18 protein-coding genes and 1 riboswitch are annotated in these 16,831 nt (G+C 55.8%); of the genes, 12 read left to right on the top strand and 6 right to left on the bottom strand.

The window, feature by feature from the left end:
* Positions 1 to 436: 436 nt before the first annotated feature.
* A complete protein-coding gene (gene purH / locus DK872_RS26595) occupies positions 437 to 2,026 on the top strand; it encodes a bifunctional phosphoribosylaminoimidazolecarboxamide formyltransferase/IMP cyclohydrolase (protein ID WP_035890335.1) in 1,590 nt (529 codons plus the stop codon).
* Positions 2,027 to 2,041: 15 nt separating this feature from the next.
* A complete protein-coding gene (gene purD / locus DK872_RS26590) occupies positions 2,042 to 3,334 on the top strand; it encodes a phosphoribosylamine--glycine ligase (RefSeq protein ID WP_035890332.1) in 1,293 nt (430 codons plus the stop codon).
* Between the two features lie 87 nt (positions 3,335 to 3,421).
* On the opposite strand, the gene DK872_RS26585 is transcribed toward purD, so the two are convergent.
* The 6 genes from DK872_RS26585 to nudC all read right to left on the bottom strand — a co-directional run bounded on the left by DK872_RS26585 (position 3,422) and on the right by nudC (position 7,775).
* Positions 3,422 to 4,114 (bottom strand): DUF1481 domain-containing protein, encoded by a 693-nt coding sequence (locus DK872_RS26585; RefSeq protein WP_161519089.1) that lies wholly within the window; start codon positions 4,112 to 4,114, stop codon positions 3,422 to 3,424.
* Positions 4,115 to 4,126: 12 nt separating this feature from the next.
* The gene (gene hupA, locus DK872_RS26580) at positions 4,127 to 4,399 is read right to left on the bottom strand and encodes a nucleoid-associated protein HU-alpha (RefSeq protein ID WP_035890328.1); all 273 of its coding nucleotides are present in this window, start codon (positions 4,397 to 4,399) and stop codon (positions 4,127 to 4,129) included.
* Between the two features lie 186 nt (positions 4,400 to 4,585).
* Positions 4,586 to 5,176 carry a YjaG family protein gene (locus DK872_RS26575; RefSeq protein ID WP_035890324.1) on the bottom strand — a complete coding sequence of 197 codons (591 nt, stop codon included), beginning with the start codon at positions 5,174 to 5,176 and terminating at the stop codon, positions 4,586 to 4,588.
* 32 nt (positions 5,177 to 5,208) lie between these two features.
* Complete coding sequence (nfi, locus tag DK872_RS26570) at positions 5,209 to 5,889, bottom strand: deoxyribonuclease V (protein WP_079517107.1); 681 nt, start codon at positions 5,887 to 5,889, stop codon at positions 5,209 to 5,211.
* Between the two features lie 9 nt (positions 5,890 to 5,898).
* Positions 5,899 to 6,963 carry a uroporphyrinogen decarboxylase gene (gene hemE, locus DK872_RS26565; RefSeq protein WP_035890319.1) on the bottom strand — a complete coding sequence of 355 codons (1,065 nt, stop codon included), beginning with the start codon at positions 6,961 to 6,963 and terminating at the stop codon, positions 5,899 to 5,901.
* A 38-nt stretch (positions 6,964 to 7,001) separates the two neighbouring features.
* Entirely contained in the window at positions 7,002 to 7,775 is a 774-nt protein-coding gene (gene nudC / locus DK872_RS26560) for an NAD(+) diphosphatase (protein WP_071921795.1), read from the bottom strand.
* Positions 7,776 to 7,855: 80 nt separating this feature from the next.
* On the opposite strand from nudC, the gene DK872_RS26555 reads away from it, so the two are divergent.
* The 10 genes from DK872_RS26555 (at position 7,856) to DK872_RS26510 (ending at position 16,756) form a co-directional block, all read left to right on the top strand.
* A complete protein-coding gene (locus DK872_RS26555; RefSeq protein ID WP_035890314.1) occupies positions 7,856 to 8,359 on the top strand; it encodes an Rsd/AlgQ family anti-sigma factor in 504 nt (167 codons plus the stop codon).
* A 54-nt stretch (positions 8,360 to 8,413) separates the two neighbouring features.
* Positions 8,414 to 8,641, top strand: a riboswitch (TPP riboswitch).
* A gap of 82 nt (positions 8,642 to 8,723) precedes the next feature.
* Positions 8,724 to 10,619 carry a phosphomethylpyrimidine synthase ThiC gene (gene thiC, locus DK872_RS26550; protein WP_161519088.1) on the top strand — a complete coding sequence of 632 codons (1,896 nt, stop codon included), beginning with the start codon at positions 8,724 to 8,726 and terminating at the stop codon, positions 10,617 to 10,619.
* On the top strand, positions 10,619 to 11,254 hold the full coding sequence (gene thiE, locus DK872_RS26545; protein ID WP_081120881.1) for a thiamine phosphate synthase: 636 nt from the start codon (positions 10,619 to 10,621) through the stop codon (positions 11,252 to 11,254). Before thiC ends, thiE begins: the two co-directional genes overlap by 1 nt.
* Positions 11,247 to 12,005 (top strand): HesA/MoeB/ThiF family protein, encoded by a 759-nt coding sequence (locus DK872_RS26540; RefSeq protein ID WP_079517112.1) that lies wholly within the window; start codon positions 11,247 to 11,249, stop codon positions 12,003 to 12,005. Before thiE ends, DK872_RS26540 begins: the two co-directional genes overlap by 8 nt.
* Entirely contained in the window at positions 11,986 to 12,186 is a 201-nt protein-coding gene (thiS, locus tag DK872_RS26535) for a sulfur carrier protein ThiS (protein WP_035890307.1), read from the top strand. The genes DK872_RS26540 and thiS overlap by 20 nt, the downstream gene beginning before the upstream one ends.
* Before the next feature lies 1 nt (position 12,187).
* A complete protein-coding gene (thiG, locus tag DK872_RS26530) occupies positions 12,188 to 12,958 on the top strand; it encodes a thiazole synthase (protein ID WP_035890305.1) in 771 nt (256 codons plus the stop codon).
* Entirely contained in the window at positions 12,955 to 14,109 is a 1,155-nt protein-coding gene (gene thiH / locus DK872_RS26525) for a 2-iminoacetate synthase ThiH (RefSeq protein ID WP_071921792.1), read from the top strand. Before thiG ends, thiH begins: the two co-directional genes overlap by 4 nt.
* Before the next feature lie 333 nt (positions 14,110 to 14,442).
* Complete coding sequence (locus tag DK872_RS26520) at positions 14,443 to 15,984, top strand: sensor domain-containing diguanylate cyclase (RefSeq protein WP_161519087.1); 1,542 nt, start codon at positions 14,443 to 14,445, stop codon at positions 15,982 to 15,984.
* Between the two features lie 144 nt (positions 15,985 to 16,128).
* Positions 16,129 to 16,434, top strand: a complete 306-nt coding sequence (locus DK872_RS26515) for a PTS sugar transporter subunit IIB (RefSeq protein ID WP_035890299.1) — start codon at positions 16,129 to 16,131, stop codon at positions 16,432 to 16,434.
* Between the two features lie 4 nt (positions 16,435 to 16,438).
* Positions 16,439 to 16,756, top strand: coding sequence for a PTS lactose/cellobiose transporter subunit IIA (locus tag DK872_RS26510; protein WP_035890295.1), 318 nt, complete (start codon positions 16,439 to 16,441; stop codon positions 16,754 to 16,756).
* Positions 16,757 to 16,831 lie beyond the last annotated feature (75 nt).

The following is a 16,831-nucleotide window of genomic DNA, read 5'->3' as shown; positions in this document are numbered from 1 at the left end:
AGAGCAGTTGCGACGCGGCTTTCAGCTCACTGTCGCGAGGTGGCGTATATTACGCTTTCCTCTTTCAGAGTCAACCCTGAATTTCAGGATTTTTCTCTTCAACCGACCCGGCTATTTGTGTGAAGTGATTCACATCTGCCGTGTCGATGGAGGCGCATTATAGGGAGTTCTCCGCCCCCCGCAATAGAAAAATGACATAAAAATGACTGACTGCTGCATTCCACAGCAAAACACGGCTTTATACCCATTTACACACAGACTTATCCACAATCCGGCAAAAGGCTAAAAATTCGCGAGCGCTACGCAAACGTTTTCGTTACAATGCCCGCGCAAAAATCGTGAGCCTCACATGGGGCGTTAGCTAAGTTTTGGGATCGTTAAGGATCCCCAAATTCATCTAATACTCTCTGTTCAAGTCAAATCCAGGGGATTTACCATGCAACAACGTCGTCCAGTCCGCCGCGCACTGCTCAGTGTTTCTGACAAGGCCGGTATTGTCGAATTCGCACAGGCGCTCTCTCAGCGTGGCGTAGAACTGCTCTCTACTGGCGGAACCGCACGTCTGCTGGCAGATAAAGGTCTGCCGGTGACTGAAGTCTCCGACTACACCGGTTTCCCGGAAATGATGGATGGACGCGTAAAAACCCTGCACCCGAAAGTCCACGGCGGGATCCTCGGTCGTCGCGGCCAGGATGACGCGATCATGGCAGAGCACGCGATCGCGCCGATCGATATGGTGGTTGTTAACCTTTATCCGTTTGCCCAGACCGTCGCCCGCGAAGGTTGCTCGCTGGAAGATGCAGTAGAAAACATCGATATCGGCGGCCCGACGATGGTGCGCTCTGCGGCGAAGAACCATAAAGATGTTGCCATCGTAGTAAAAAGCAGCGACTACAGCGCCATCATTAATGAGATGGATGCGCACGAAGGATCGCTGACGCTCGAAACCCGTTTCGATCTGGCCATTAAAGCTTTTGAACACACTGCCGCTTACGACAGCATGATCGCCAACTACTTCGGTAGCCTGGTCCCGGCCTATCACGGCGAAAGTAAAGAGCCATCAGGCCGCTTCCCGCGCACCCTGAACCTGAACTTCATCAAGAAGCAGGATATGCGCTACGGTGAGAACAGCCACCAGCAGGCCGCCTTCTATATAGAAGAAGAAGTGAAAGAGGCTTCTGTGGCTACCGCCCAGCAGTTGCAGGGTAAAGCGCTTTCTTATAACAACATCGCCGATACTGATGCAGCGCTGGAATGTGTGAAAGAGTTCAGCGAGCCTGCCTGCGTTATCGTTAAGCATGCAAACCCTTGCGGCGTGGCTGTGAGCGACTCCATTCTTGCGGCTTACGATCGCGCCTACAAAACCGATCCGACCTCCGCATTCGGCGGCATTATCGCTTTTAACCGCGAGCTGGATGCTGCCACCGCGCAGGCGATCATCTCCCGCCAGTTTGTGGAAGTGATCATCGCGCCATCTGCTACAGAGGAAGCGCTGAAAATCACGGCAGCCAAACAGAATGTCCGCGTACTGGTCTGCGGCGAGTGGTCGCAACGCGTGCCGGGGCTCGACTTTAAACGCGTCAACGGCGGGCTGCTGGTTCAGGATCGCGATCTGGGCATGGTCAGCAACAACGAACTGCGCGTTGTCAGCAAGCGCCAACCGACGGAGCAAGAGCTGCGTGATGCGCTGTTCTGCTGGAAAGTAGCGAAATTCGTGAAATCCAACGCTATCGTTTATGCGAAAGAGAATATGACCATCGGCATTGGCGCTGGCCAGATGAGCCGCGTCTACTCGGCGAAGATCGCCGGGATCAAAGCCGGTGACGAAGGGCTGGAAGTGAAAGGTTCTGCGATGGCGTCTGACGCATTCTTCCCGTTCCGCGATGGTATTGATGCCGCTGCCGCTGTTGGCGTGACCTGCGTGATCCAACCGGGTGGTTCCATCCGCGATGACGAAGTGATTGCTGCTGCCGATGAACACGGCATCGCTATGATCTTTACCGATATGCGTCACTTCCGCCATTAATCCACGGAGCAGACAATGAAAGTATTAGTGATTGGTAACGGCGGGCGCGAACACGCGCTGGCCTGGAAAGCGGCGCAATCGCCGCTGGTCGATACCGTTTTTGTTGCACCGGGCAATGCCGGTACCGCGCTGGAACCGGCGCTGCAAAACGTGGCAATTGGCGTCACCGATATTCCGGCGCTGGTCAGCTTTGCGCAGAACGAGAAAATCGATCTGACCATTGTTGGCCCGGAAGCGCCGCTGGTCATTGGCGTAGTAGACGCCTTTCGCGCCGCTGGTCTGAAAATTTTTGGCCCAACGCAGGGCGCCGCGCAACTCGAGGGCTCGAAAGCCTTCACCAAAGACTTCCTGGCGCGCCACAAGATCCCGACGGCGGAATACCAGAACTTCACCGAGATTGAACCGGCGCTGGCGTATCTGCGTGAGAAAGGCGCGCCAATCGTCATTAAAGCGGACGGTCTGGCAGCGGGCAAAGGCGTGATTGTCGCCATGACGCTGGAAGAAGCGGAAGCGGCGGTGAACGATATGCTGGCGGGTAATGCTTTTGGCGACGCAGGCCACCGTATCGTTATTGAAGAGTTCCTCGACGGCGAAGAAGCCAGCTTTATCGTAATAGTCGATGGCGAACATGTTCTGCCGATGGCCACCAGCCAGGACCACAAACGCGTGGGTGATGGTGATACCGGGCCGAACACCGGCGGTATGGGTGCCTACTCGCCTGCGCCAGTCGTCACCGATGAAGTGCATCAACGAACGATGGAACGCATTATATGGCCGACCGTGCGCGGTATGGCGGCGGAAGGCAATGTTTATACCGGTTTCCTGTATGCCGGTCTGATGATCGACAAACAGGGCAATCCGAAAGTGATTGAGTTCAACTGCCGCTTTGGCGATCCGGAAACGCAACCGATCATGCTGCGCATGCAGTCAGACCTGGTTGAGCTGTGCCTGGCCGCCTGCGAAGGCAAGCTGGACGAGAAAACCTCTGAGTGGGATGAACGCGCGTCTCTGGGTGTGGTAATGGCTGCCGGTGGTTATCCGGGCGATTACAGCAAGGACGATGTGATCCACGGCCTGCCGCTGGAAGAAGTGCCGGACGGTAAAGTATTCCACGCGGGCACTAAACTCTCCAGCGACGACCAGGTGCTGACCAACGGCGGCCGCGTACTCTGTGTTACTGCGTTGGGTAACACCGTTGCCGAAGCACAGCAACGCGCCTATCAGTTGATGACCAATATTCACTGGAATGGCAGCTTCAGCCGCCGTGATATCGGCTACCGCGCGATCGCTCGCGAACAGGGCGAATAACGTTATTTTGCCCCAGGCCCGATAAGGCGTAGCCGCCATCGGGCCGTTCCCCAGGTGGCGCTATGCTTACCCGGCCTACTTAAACCTTCAGAAACTCTTCTCTGTCGGCTGCCAGCGACAAAAATCGCTATTCGCGACCAACAGCAACTGCGCCCCTTCCGGCGCTTCCAGCCATGCCACACTTACTGCCGCCGACGAGTGCGTCTGACGCTGCTCAATGCGGTTCAGCGCAAAGCTGTCGAGATCCGGCTTCACCGTCTTGCCTTCACAGGTCTGAACCGTGCGATTGGCCTGCCAGCGCCCCTGACGCAGCACCACACGCCCCTGACGCAGCGCATCGCTGGTCTGGCGGATCTGTTCAGCACGGTAACGATACAACGCAATCTGGTCGCTGGAGAGCTGCTGCTTCTGCCCATTGACCTCACGCTGCATAAAGCTCAGCTCACCGCGATCGTCAAAACGCACGCGTACATGCTCAGGCGGCTGGCTATAAATATTGAGTTCGACAAGGGTTAAGGTATCGCCTTGCCAGCGGTATTCGCTGAGGGAAGTGTTGCCGTGATGCCACGGACTAAAAGCGGAAAGCAGATGCGTCTCACCGCCGGAATCTTTACGCCAGATCCGCACCGCGCCCTGATCGTCCGCAAAGCCGCTGGCGGTGAACGGGGGCAAGGAAGTATCGTGGCTACAGGCCGTCAGCAACAGTGCGCCAGCCAACGTCAATGAACGACGCCAGAATAACAAAAGGGGCGAAACCGCCCCTTCGATAAAACCGTTCACTGGCACGCTGTCTTACTTAACAGAGTCTTTCAGTGCTTTACCAGAAACAAATGCCGGCACGTTAGCGGCAGCGATTTTGATTTCTTTACCGGTCTGCGGGTTGCGGCCAGTACGCTCAGCGCGGTGGTTCACTTTGAAGGTACCGAAACCAACCAGTTGTACCGCATCGCCTTCTTTCAGAGACTCAGTAATAGCAGCCAGGGTGGATTCCAGTGCAGCTTTTGCCTGCGCTTTAGACAGATCAGCCTTGTCTGCAATTACATCAATCAGTTGAGTCTTATTCATAAGTTATCCTTTCAATGTGTTTATCGCTTGCTAAGCATCGAGTGCGACGGAAATGCCTCAAAAGCACTCTCCTGCATACACGCACCGATAGCCACTTTTTTTCGCCCCCCAAATGTAGACCAGACGGGGGTAGGAAGGGAAGCCTTCCGGCGCGACAAAACTGGCCCTAAATCACGTTTTATTGCCTCATTGCTGCAAATTTATACCAATATTGCTGTCGCCGGCCTCACGCAGGTCTGCGCGTAGCCCTTTAATCAGTTCAATATCACGTTCTTCACAGGCCGCCAAAAGACGGAAAATTTCCCACTGAATATCCCATTCCTGCTCAACGGCGGGGTTCAGTCGCAGCTCTTCGTCGGTCATTTCACGACCCGCCTGGGTCATTTCCAGCATCGCAACGGTAGTGATCGACGTCTTGCTGACTTCAACCGCATGCTCCAGCGTTTCACCACTCAGGCGAGAATGAACCAGTTCGCTCAATGCTACGCAGGCATCAATCGCCGGGTAAACGCCGTACAGATCGTAATCATCGGCAGCCGGAATCGCCTCTTCCAGCTTCTCAAGCTGGCTGTCGAAGTTCACTTTCGCATCTTTAACGATCTGCGTTTCCCAAATCAGGTCGAGGATACGGCGATAAAGTTGCGCGTCGCCAAACTCCGTCTGCTGGCAGAACATGGCGTAATTGGGATACATGCGCTCGCACAGACACGCCATAAAGACAACGTGCTGCCAGCTTTCCAGCCGCTCCAGACGCAGGTGAATTGGGTTTTGTAACATGGTTGTTTCTCAATATCAGTAATGGCGGCAGTTTACCTGATATTGCGCTGGATTTCCTGCCAACGCGAAAACGCGGGTCGCCCGGACGCCACCGCATCCGCCCAGCGCGTCGGCTCCGGCAGCCGGTAACCCTTCATGCAACGCTGCACCCACGCCAAAGCGCTATCCTGACTGACACGATGCCCGGTCGTGATAAACAGCGGATTGCAGCGCGCTTTACTGCGCCATACCCATGCCAGCTTCTCGCCTTTATCCAGCAGCGGCGCCAGCGCGCCAGGCTCATCGGCAAGCGGCTCAAACTTGCCGAACAGCCGTTTTTTCGCCACGCCAATGGTCGGTACATCCACCAGCAGCCCAAAGTGGCTGGCGACCCCCAGACGGCGCGGATGCGAAATGCCGTGCCCGTCAACAAACAGCAGATCCGGCTTTTGCGACAGTTGTTGCCACGCCGCCAGCAGCGCAGGGTATTCGCGAAAGGAGAGAAAGCCCGGAATATAGGGCATGGTGGTGGCGATGCGCGCCACCTGATATTCGACAAGCTCCAGCGATGGCCAGGCGAGAAGCACCATCGCCGCCCGCGTCACTTCGCCGCCTTGCTCAAACCCGACATCGGCACCGCCGATCAATCGGGGAGGATCCGTATCCAGGCGATCCTCATGGATCACCGAAGACGCCAGTTCAAGTTGTTGCGCGCGTAATGACGCGAGATCCATACCTCCTCCTTACTGATGCCAGGCGGCCGACAGACGGTGTACCGCCTCAACAAAGACTCCTGCATGTTCCGGTGCAACATCCTGATGAATGCCGTGACCGAGGTTAAACACGTGGCCTTCACCTTTGCCAAAGCCCGCCAGAATGGTAGCCACTTCCTCTTCGATACGCGCGGGCGGCGCATACAGCATGGAAGGGTCCATATTGCCTTGCAGAGCGACTTTATGGCCCACGCGACGACGCGCATCGGCGATATCGGTGGTCCAGTCCAGGCCCAGCGCATCACAGCCGGTTTCCGCCATCGCTTCCAGCCACTGCCCACCGCCTTTGGTAAACAGTGTTACCGGCACGCGGCGCCCTTCGTTTTCACGCAGCAGGCCATCAACGATTTTATGCATGTAATAGAGCGAGAACTGCTGATAATCGCGCCCGGTCAGCACGCCGCCCCAGGTATCAAAAATCATCACAGATTGCGCGCCAGCGCGGATCTGCGCGTTCAGGTACAGCGTGACGCTCTGCGCCAGCTTATCGAGCAGTGCGTGCAGCGTATGCGGCTCGGCGTACATCATTTTTTTGATCACGGTAAACGCTTTGCTGCTGCCGCCTTCCACCATATAGGTCGCCAGCGTCCATGGGCTGCCGGAGAAGCCGATCAACGGCACTTCGCCTTTCAGTTCACGGCGAATAGTGCGCACCGCGTTCATCACGTAGCCCAGTTCGTTTTCCGGGTCCGGAATCGGCAGCTTATCCACATCCGCTTTGCTGGTGATGGGCGACGTGAAGCGCGGCCCTTCGCCAGCTTCAAAATAGAGGCCCAGCCCCATCGCGTCCGGCACGGTGAGAATGTCCGAGAAAAGGATCGCCGCATCAAGCTTGTAGCGGCGCAGCGGTTGAAGCGTCACTTCACAGGCCAGCTCAGCGTTTTTGCACAACGACATAAAGTCGCCTGCTTGCGCACGCGTTGCTTTGTACTCCGGCAAATAGCGGCCAGCCTGGCGCATCATCCATACTGGCGTCATGTCTACGGGCTGGCGCTGGAGCGCGCGCAGGTAACGATCGTTTTTCAGTTCGGTCATTGTCAGTTCCTTAAGCGTCAGACCGTTATTGTATCACGTCATTGATCGTCTGCCCGACACATCGCCACGGTGTCTTCGATCAGGCGACGCGCCACTGTGCCCGGCGGCGGCAGTAGCGGCAAGGCGTCATAGCGATACCAGCCCGCATCTAACAGCTCTTTCGGATCGATATGAATTTCACCGCTGTCATACTCCGCCATAAAGGCCGTCATCAGCGATTGCGGGAAGGGCCATGGCTGTGAGGTGACATAACGCAGGTTCTTGACCTTGATGCCGCTCTCTTCCATCACTTCACGCGCTACCGCCTGCTCCAGCGTTTCGCCAACTTCAACAAACCCGGCAAGCACAGTGTAGATGCCATTGCGATGACGGGTATGTTGCGCGAGCAAGATGCTGTCGTCACGGCGAATCGCGACAATAATGCAGGGGGCAATTTGCGGATAATAACGTTCCCGACAGTGGTCGCAGAGCATCGCCCACTCGGTTTTGCTGGGGTGCATAGTGTGCCCGCAATAACCGCAAAACTGATGCGAGCGGTAAAACTCGGCCAGTTGCACGCCGCGCCCGGCTAACTGGAAAAGACCGACATCCTGATCGATCAGCAGTCGCACGGAGCCCATATCATGTCGACGATTCTGACGAACCATCCACACCGGTTCGCCCTGCCATTCCCCAATGTGAAGCGCGCTTTGGCCCACAAGTTCGAAATTTCCTGGCTTACCATGTGGTAATTCTCCACCGGGCAACCATAATTTTTGTTCATGGCTCACGATCCACCAGCCACGATCGGATGCTTCAATAATACGTACCATTGCACTACCTTAGCTTCACTGGCATGTTATTAACATTATTATTACATTTTTTCTGAACTTACATATTTGCGGAGCCATTTATGCTAAACCAGTTAGAAAGCCTGACAGAGCGCGTTGGAGGAAGTAACAAACTTGTCGACCACTGGCTACTTGTTCGTAAGCAACTTCTTGTTTCTTACTACAATCTGGTTGGCATTAAACCTGGCAAAGGATCGTACATGCAGCTCAATGAAAAAGCGCTGGACGATTTTTGTCACAACCTGGTGGAATACCTCTCCGCCGGCCATTTCAATATTTATGAACGTATCATCAGCGAAATGGAAGGCGCCAGCCCACTTTTAGCCGCCACGCAACTTTATCCACAACTTGAAGCCAACACCGTGGAGCTCATGAATTACTATGACTCCAGCCTGGAAAACGCCATCGATGACGACAACTGTCTGGAGTTCCAACAGGCGCTATCGGATATCGGCGAAGCGCTTGCCGCCCGCTTTATGCTGGAAGATAAGTTGATTGTGCTGGCCTATGATAACGACCTCAATGTGAGCGCCAACGACGAAAGTGGAATGGCGCGCCCCGCTTGAGTTCTTAAGCATTAACGCGTAGTTTAAAAAGCAGTCCCCCGTTTTCGGACGGGGTTTTTCTTGTCGGAGTGCCTATATTTCCACAAAATCATTCGCGATGCGTCGAGGCGGCAAGTTCGTGAATCCCCAGGAGCTTACATCAAGTAAGTGACTGGGGTGAGCGAACGCAGCCAACAAAGAGGCGGCGTGAAGGATGAAGGGGAAAAGGCTGAGACCGTTAATTCGGGATCCGCGGAACCTGATCGGGTTAAGACCTGCGAAGGGAACAAGAGTAATCCATTCACAACGACCACCCTCACGGGCGGTTTGCTGCCATTACTCCATCCGTCGTCTGACAAGCCATCTCATAATTATGGAATGAGCTATGTCTGCAAAAACTGTTACACGCCGTGAACAACGCGCCCAGGCGCAACACTTCATTGATACGCTGGAAGGCACCGCTTTCCCCAATTCGCAACGCATTTACATCACCGGTTCGCAGCCGGATATTCGCGTGCCCATGCGTGAAATCCAGCTTAGCCCGACGCTTATCGGCGGCACCAAAGCACAGCCGCAATATGAAGAAAACGAAGCCGTACCGGTGTATGACACCTCCGGCCCGTATGGCGATCCGGCTGTCACCATTAATGTGCAACAGGGGCTGGCAAAGCTGCGTGCGCCATGGATAACCGCCCGTAACGACACTGAAACGCTCGATGAACGCAGCTCTGCGTACACCAAAGAGCGGCTGGCCGATGACGGCCTCGATGAGCTGCGTTTTGGCGGTTTGCTGACGCCGCAACGCGCCAAAGCGGGCCGCTGCGTGACGCAGTTGCACTATGCTCGCCAGGGGATCGTGACGCCGGAAATGGAATTTATCGCTATCCGTGAAAACATGGGCCGCGAGCGCATCCGCAGCGAAGTGCTGCGCAGGCAGCATCCGGGCGAAGGTTTTGGCGCACGCCTGCCGGAAAATATCACGCCGGAATTTGTCCGCGATGAAGTGGCGGCCGGTCGCGCCATTATTCCCGCCAATATTAACCACCCGGAGTCGGAACCGATGATTATCGGCCGCAACTTCCTGGTTAAAGTGAACGCCAATATCGGCAACTCGGCGGTAACCTCTTCCATCGAAGAAGAGGTGGAAAAACTGGTCTGGGCAACTCGCTGGGGCGCGGACACGGTGATGGATCTCTCCACCGGACGTTATATCCATGAAACCCGCGAATGGATCCTGCGTAACAGCCCGGTGCCGATCGGTACCGTGCCGATCTATCAGGCGCTGGAGAAGGTCAACGGGATCGCCGAAGATCTGAACTGGCAGGCGTTCCGCGACACACTGCTGGAGCAGGCGGAACAAGGGGTGGATTACTTCACCATTCACGCAGGTGTGCTGCTGCGTTACGTCCCGATGACCGCCCGCCGTCTGACCGGCATTGTTTCGCGCGGCGGTTCGATTATGGCGAAATGGTGCCTTTCCCATCATCAGGAGAACTTCCTTTACACCCACTTCCGCGAAATCTGCGAGATCTGCGCCGCTTACGACGTTGCATTGTCGCTGGGCGATGGTCTGCGTCCGGGTTCCATTCAGGACGCCAACGACGAAGCGCAATTCGCGGAGCTACACACGCTGGGCGAGCTGACCAAAATCGCCTGGGAGTACGACGTACAGGTGATGATTGAAGGTCCGGGGCACGTGCCGATGCAGATGATCCGCCGCAATATGACCGAAGAACTGGAGCACTGCCACGAAGCGCCGTTCTACACGCTTGGACCGCTCACCACTGATATCGCACCGGGTTACGACCACTTCACCTCCGGCATTGGCGCGGCGATGATTGGCTGGTTTGGCTGCGCGATGCTGTGTTATGTCACGCCAAAAGAGCATCTTGGCCTGCCGAACAAAGAGGATGTGAAACAGGGGCTTATTACCTATAAGATCGCCGCCCACGCGGCTGACCTCGCCAAAGGCCATCCCGGCGCGCAGATCCGCGATAATGCTATGTCGAAAGCGCGCTTTGAGTTCCGCTGGGAAGACCAGTTTAATCTGGCGCTCGACCCCTTCACCGCCCGCGCGTATCACGATGAAACCCTGCCGCAGGAATCCGGCAAAGTCGCCCACTTCTGCTCGATGTGCGGGCCGAAATTCTGCTCAATGAAAATCTCCCAGGAAGTACGCGATTATGCCGCTTCCCAAGCTATTGAAGTTGGCATGGCAGACAAGTCGAACGACTTCCGCGCCCGCGGCGGCGAGATCTACCTGAAACGGGAGGAAGCCTGATGTACCAGCCTGATTTCCCGCCGGTGCCTTTCCGTCTGGGGCTTTATCCGGTGGTCGATAGCATCGAGTGGGTAGCCCGCCTGCTGGATGCCGGAGTGCGCACCCTGCAATTACGCATCAAAGATAAACGTGATGACGAGGTCGAAGAGGATGTCATTGCCGCCATTGCGCTTGGCCGCCGCTACCACGCGCGCCTGTTTATCAATGACTATTGGCGGCTGGCGATCAAACACCAGGCTTACGGCGTTCATCTCGGCCAGGAAGATCTGGAAACCACGGATCTTAGCGCGATTCGCACGGCAGGTTTGCGTCTTGGCGTTTCGACCCATGACGATATGGAGATCGACGTGGCGCTGGCGGCGCGCCCGTCTTATATCGCGCTGGGCCATGTTTTCCCCACGCAAACCAAACAGATGCCTTCCGCGCCGCAGGGGCTGGAACAACTGGCGCGACATATTGCGCGGCTGGCCGATTACCCGACCGTAGCCATCGGTGGTATCAGTCTGGCGCGCGCACCAGAGGTACTGGCGACGGGCGTTGGCAGCATCGCCGTGGTCAGTGCAATCACCCAGGCCACTGACTGGCGGCTGGCTACCGATCAATTACTGGCGCTTGCGGGGGTGGGTGATGAATGATCGCGATTTTATGCGCTACAGCCGCCAGATCCTGCTGGAAGATATCGCTGTTGTCGGCCAGCAAAAGCTGCTCGCCAGCCGGGTGCTGATTGTTGGTCTCGGCGGTCTTGGCGCGCCCGCGGCAGTTTACCTTGCTGGCGCGGGTATCGGCACGCTGGCGCTGGCCGATGACGACGCGGTACACCTGAGTAACCTGCAACGGCAGATCCTGTTCACCACAGACGATATCAACCAACCGAAAGCGGGCGTCACCGCGCAACGCTTACACCAGCTTAATCCGGATATCGAACTGATTACTCTTGAGCAGCGGCTCAGTGGTGAAGCACTACAGCAGCAGGTTGCACAGGCTGATGTGGTGCTCGATTGCAGTGACAATATGGCCACTCGCCAGGCGATTAATGCCGCCTGCGTGGCGCAGGAAACACCGTTGATCAGCGCCAGTGCGGTTGGCTTTGGCGGACAGATGATGGTGCTGACGCCGCCCTGGCAACAGGGTTGTTATCGCTGCTTGTGGCCCGATGAAAGCGAACCGGAGCGCAACTGCCGTACGGCGGGCATTGTTGGCCCGGTGGTCGGCGTCATGGGTGCCATGCAGGCGCTGGAAGCCATCAAATTGTTAAGCGGCATCAGCACCACCAGCGGCGAGTTACGGCTATTTGATGCCCGAACCAATCTCTGGCGCACGCTGGCGCTGCATCGCGCCCAGGGATGCCCGGTATGCGGAGGGCGGCATGCAAATACGCTTCAATGATGAGCCGATGCAGTGCGCGTCCGGGCTTTCCGTTGCTGCGCTATTGCAGCACATCAATCAGCTAAAACCTGGTGCCGCGCTTGCGGTGAATCAACAGATCCTGCCGCGCGAGCGCTGGGATGAGCATCTTGTGCAGGACGGCGACGAAATCCTGCTTTTTCAGGTTATCGCAGGGGGTTGAGATGTTACGTATTGCAGATAAAACGTTTACCTCGCGGCTGTTTACCGGCACCGGTAAATTTTCCACGCCGCAACTGATGATCGACGCGATCCGCGCCTCCGGCAGTGAACTGGTCACGCTGGCCATGAAGCGCGTGGATCTTCGCAAACAAAGCGATGGCATCCTGCAACCGCTGCGCGATGCAGGTGTCACGTTGCTGCCGAACACATCCGGGGCGAAGAATGCTGAGGATGCCATTTTTGCCGCGCAGCTGGCGCGTGAAGCGCTGGGAACTCACTGGTTAAAGCTGGAAATCCACCCGGATGCCCGTTGGCTATTGCCAGATCCGATCGAAACCCTGCGCGCGGCAGAAAAGCTGGTGCAACAGGGTTTTGTAGTGCTGCCCTACTGCGGCGCCGATCCGGTGCTGTGCAAACGGCTGGAAGAAGTCGGCTGCGCGGCAGTCATGCCGCTGGGTGCGCCGATTGGTTCAAACCAGGGGCTGGAAACCCGCGCCATGCTGGAGATCATCATTGAGCAGGCGAATGTCCCGGTGGTGGTTGACGCCGGGATTGGTACGCCCAGCCATGCCACACAGGCGCTGGAGATGGGCGCAGATGCCGTGCTGGTGAATACCGCCATTGCCGTCGCCGACGATCCGGTCACCATGGCGCGCGCTTTTCGTCTGGCGGTAGAAGCCGGCACGCTGGCGCGTCAGGCCGTACCGGGTGCGCGCCAGCGTTTTGCGGCGGCCACCAGCCCGCTGACCGGTTTTCTGGAGGCCACCTTATGAGCACCTTTAGCGATTACTGGCGGCAACTCGACTGGGACGATATTGGTCTGCGCATTCACAGTAAAACCGCAGCCGATGTTGAACGCGCGCTGAATGCCCGGCAACCGACGCGCGACGATATGATGGCGCTGCTCTCCCCCGCTGCCAGCGGTTTTCTTGAAGCCATGGCGCAGCGTGCGCAGCGGCTGACCCGCCAGCGGTTTGGTAACACAGTCAGCTTTTATGTTCCGCTGTATTTGTCGAATCTCTGCGCCAATGACTGTACCTACTGCGGCTTTTCGATGAGTAACCATCTGAAGCGCAAGACACTGGATGAACAGGAGATTGCGCGTGAATGTGCAGCCTTGCGCGATCTGGGCTTTGAGCATCTGTTACTGGTAACCGGCGAGCATCAGGGCAAAGTGGGAATGGACTATTTTCGCCGCCATTTACCGGACATTCGCCGCCAGTTCGCCTCACTACAGATGGAAGTACAGCCGCTCTCAGAGGAGGAGTACGCCGAGCTGAAAACCCTTGGGCTGGATGGCGTAATGGTCTACCAGGAAACTTATCACGAAGCTCAATACGCCCGTCACCACCTGCGGGGCAAAAAGCAGGATTTCTTCTGGCGTCTGGAAACGCCGGACAGGCTTGGCCGCGCCGGGATCGACAAAATCGGCCTCGGCGCGCTGATGGGGCTTTCCGACAACTGGCGCATAGATTGCTATATGGTGGCGGAACACCTGCTATGGTTGCAACAGCACTACTGGCAAAGCCGCTTTTCCGTCTCTTTTCCGCGCCTGCGCCCCTGTGCTGGCGGCATTGAACCCGCGTCACTGATGGATGAGCGCCAGCTGGTGCAAACCATTTGCGCTTTCCGTCTGCTGGCGCCGGATGTGGAACTGTCGCTCTCAACGCGCGAATCGCCGCACTTCCGCGATCACGTGATCCCACTGGCCATCAACAATGTCAGCGCGTTTTCTAAAACGCAGCCAGGGGGTTATGCCGATGACCATCCGGAACTGGAGCAGTTTTCCCCGCACGACGGACGCCGCCCGCAAGAAGTTGCCGACGCATTAGTCGCAAGCGGGTTGCAACCCGTATGGAAAGACTGGGATAGCTGGCTGGGACGTTCGCCGCAAAAAAACAGCAATACGCTGATAACGGGTTAAAACCTTGCGGTGCGCCGCGTAAAAACAGGATCGGACTGTCGCACACAGGCAGCCGATCCTGCATGGTGTCTGTGTCAGCTTCACTGTCTGACCGGAGCGATCGCTTTACTCTCCCCTCATATCGCTCCGTTTTCCCTCCAACGGAATAAAAAACCATGCACATTGACATACACCACCCATTACAACTGTAGCGAACGATACTTAGCCATAGCAACATCTGCTGGCGATATAATTTTCCCTACAACGGACTGACAACATACCGTTCGGCTGCCTGCATCTTTCTTCCAGCCCCCTATACTTTATCTGCCACTTTTATGATGAATGCTCAAGGATATGAAAATTCATAGTCGACAACTCTCTTTCACCGCCCCCATTCTGGTGAGCTTTATCGGGATCTTCGCGGGATTTGTGATGATCGCCATCCTGGTTATCTTCAGTCAGCGCAAAGAGATGCTGGAACAATATCAGGACATTAACCGTAACTTCACCCATAACCTGGCTGTGAACCATGCCCAGTCGATCCTGCGGGAAAATGACTACATCCTTAATCGCGCCGCGCTATTTTTAGCGCAAGGCAATAATTTAGATGAAACCGTCAACGGCAATCGCGAGCAGGGTCTGCAATTAATGATGAAGCTGCTGGCGCTAATGCCGACGGTTTCTTCTATTTCGCTTGCGGATTCACAGGGAAGGTATCTGCGCGCTCCGCAGGTGATAGCAGGCAGCGTAAGCGATAGTTTCGATGCCAGCACACGCCCGTGGTTTATGCATCAGGCAGAGTCCAGCATGTTTAACCACTACACCGACACGTATACGGATTACTTCACTCATAACCCGACAGTGAGCCTCTATAAACCGGTGATTTCCCTTGACGGCAAGCTGAAGGGAACGCTGGCATTCCATCTCGATCTGGTTTCGATGAGTTTCACACTGCGTACGATGCAGGCACCGATGCAGGGGGAGTTTTTCGTGGTCGACCGTGAAGGCAAAGCGATGCTGCATCCGGATACCAGTTCGCTGTTTAAAGCATTTATCAGCCCGTTACTGCTGGCGGCAATGACCGGCGGAGAAGGCTCTGTTTACGATGAAAAAAGCGCAACCTGGTATTACTACTATGCCTTTACCAACCCGGACTGGCTTGCCATCTACAAGGTTCACGACAGCACGCTGAATAACCTTACCCGCCACGCGACCATGATCGTCGGCTGGGGTTTTGGTACGGCAGCCGTCGTGATTATTCTGTTCGGGCTTTACCTTCGTCATGCCTCAAGGACCGTACTAATCAATATCATCAATGCCATCAACACGGGCGATGTAAAACGGGCGCCGAAGCTGGAAGCTATGCTGAGCAAAGCGATCAAAAGTAACAAAGAGCGCGAACAATCATGGGTGCGCCAGGCCACTATTGATGCGTTGACCAACTGCAAAAACCGGCGCGCTTTTGATGCCGATATTGCCTCCCTGATGAACGATCACCAACCGTTTTCACTGGCACTGGTGGATATCGACAACTTCAAGTCCATCAACGATACGTGGGGTCATTTAAGTGGTGATATTGTCCTGCGCAATGTCGCGCGTGAAGGGCTGAAAGTGATGCAGCCGCATGGCATTTCGCTTTATCGCTGCGGCGGAGAAGAGTTTGCAGTGATCTTCCCTGAGACGCATATTGAAAATTCACAGGATTACCTTGAAGAGTGGCGAAGCAACGTAGCAAATCGTGGCTGGCGTGAAGACGGCCTGATTGTTACCTTCAGCGCCGGGCTCGGCGAGTGGCACATGGAGTCGCTGGAGCAACTCGTCACCGGAGTTGATGAAGCGTTGTATCAAGCCAAGCAGCAGGGTAAGAACCGGATTCTACTGACGAATGCTAATTAGTGCGCGCATCGTTGCACCAATTGTAACCGGTTTCAGGTGAAGCAGGGTTTCTTTGTGATGCCATACACACAATCACGGTAAAGCGGTTGTTGATCTCAACTGCGCTGGATAATTATCAACTATCCCATCAACACGAGGCTGACTATGAAAAACATCGTTTTATGTTGTGCTGCGGGTATGTCCACCAGCATGCTGGTGCAGCGGATGAAAGATGCAGCGCAGAAGAAAGGGGTCGAAGTTTCTATCAAAGCGGTTCCCGTTGCGGAATTTAAGGACGAGATTGCAACGGCGGATATCGTGTTGCTGGGGCCACAAGTGAAATACGAGCAGGCAAAATTGCAGGCGCAGGCGGAGCCGCTGGGGAAAAAGGTGGCGGTTATCGACATGATGGATTACGGCATGATGAAAGGCGATGTCGTACTTGAAAAAGCCCTTAAGCTTCTGGAGTGAGCGCATGGAAGATTTAGAAACCATCATTATGGAACTGTTGGTTAACGCGGGCGCCGCGCGCAGCCAGGCGTTGACCGCACTGCAACAGGCACGTAAAGGCGATTTTGACGCGGCGGAACAGGCGATGGAAGAGTCGCGGGAATTCGTTAAAGCCGCGCACAAAATTCAGACTCAGTTAATCGGTCTGGATGAAGGGACAGGCAAACTGCCGGTCAATCTGATTACCGTCCATTCGCAGGATCATCTGATGAACGCGATGGTGATTCAGGATCTGGCAGGTGACATGATTGAGCTGTACCGTCGTCTGCCACTGCGTAATTGACGCGACAAATACCGCAAACACGGCCTTGTATTGCAGGCATAAAAAAACCCGCCGAAGCGGGTTTTTTATTAGGCA

The organism is Kosakonia sp. MH5, from assembly GCF_009935945.1.
Classification (GTDB): Bacteria; Pseudomonadota; Gammaproteobacteria; order Enterobacterales; family Enterobacteriaceae; genus Kosakonia; species Kosakonia radicincitans.
Note: the sequence above shows the minus strand (reverse complement) of the source record. Positions and strands in the feature narration are given on the sequence as shown.